At 74.7% G+C, this 988-nt stretch carries 1 protein-coding gene; it reads right to left on the bottom strand.

Annotated elements, in window-relative coordinates; translation table 11 throughout:
• Positions 1–204 precede the first annotated feature (204 nt).
• A complete protein-coding gene (locus NBZ85_RS31375) occupies positions 205–987 on the bottom strand; it encodes an SGNH/GDSL hydrolase family protein (protein WP_261563452.1) in 783 nt (260 codons plus the stop codon).
• Between the last annotated feature and the right edge of the window lies 1 nt (position 988).

Below are 988 nucleotides of genomic sequence, written 5' to 3'. Positions count from 1 at the left end.
GGCGAGGGGGGCTCCTGGTGATCGGGGGGGTCCGCGGAACCGCGCCGCGAGGCCGGACGCGAGGCCGGACGGGAGGCCGGCGTCCATCGACGACTTCGACAGTCATCGACGACTTCGACGGTCATGACCGCGACATGCGCCCGCCTCGACGATCCGGACCGAGCGGCGCGGGCACACCATCCTGATCACAACCGAACACGCGGCCTAACCCCGTGGGGCAGGTCGATAGGCAGCGAGCAGGTGGGCGCCGATGAGGGCGTTGCCTCGTGGAGAAGCGTGCAGGCCGTCCGGGGCGAACAAGGTCGGGTCGGCGGCGAAGCGCCGCGACACGGCGGTACGCAGGGTTACCGGAATGCCGCCGGCAGCGGAGACCGCCGGGGTCTGCGCCCGCTCGAGTAGCAGGCCGAGCAGCCACAGGACCTCGCGCAGCGGCGAGCGGACGGCGGAGATGACACTCAGGTCGGGTGTGGTGCCGACGATCACCTCGGCGCCGCTGCGGCGCAGGTCGACGACGGCACCGGCAAGGTGGCGGGCGGCGGCCGCCGGAGAGGTGCGATTGCGGATGTCGTTGACGCCGATGGAGATGACGGCCAGGTCGGGCGCCGCGGGAGCGATCCGGGCGACCTGGGCGGCCAGGTGCTCGGCGCGGGCGCCGTCGCGGGCGGCGCTGACGACGCGCACATGCCGGCCGTCACCGCCGGCGGCGCTGGCGCCGCTACCGCCGTCATCGCTACCGCCGGCGGCGTCGCCGCTGGTGCCGGCGGCGAGGGCGCGGGCCAACCAGCCGCCGACGGTCTCGTCGTAGTCGTGCACGCCGGTGCCCTGGGCGCTGGAGTCGCCGAGTATCCCGAGGGTGAACGGCGGGTTCGTGGGACTGCCGTAGAACTCGCGCACCGGCGGGGCGGGGGTGGTCAGCGGTCGCACCCGACCGTCGGCCGTGCTGCCCTGATACAGCGCCAGCCGCCACACCCCGACGCCCGCCCCCACG

This window comes from Frankia tisae, from assembly GCF_025403405.1.
In the GTDB taxonomy this organism is placed as follows: Bacteria; Actinomycetota; Actinomycetes; order Frankiales; family Frankiaceae; genus Frankia; species Frankia tisai.
This window is presented reverse-complemented; position numbering and strand designations above follow the sequence as displayed.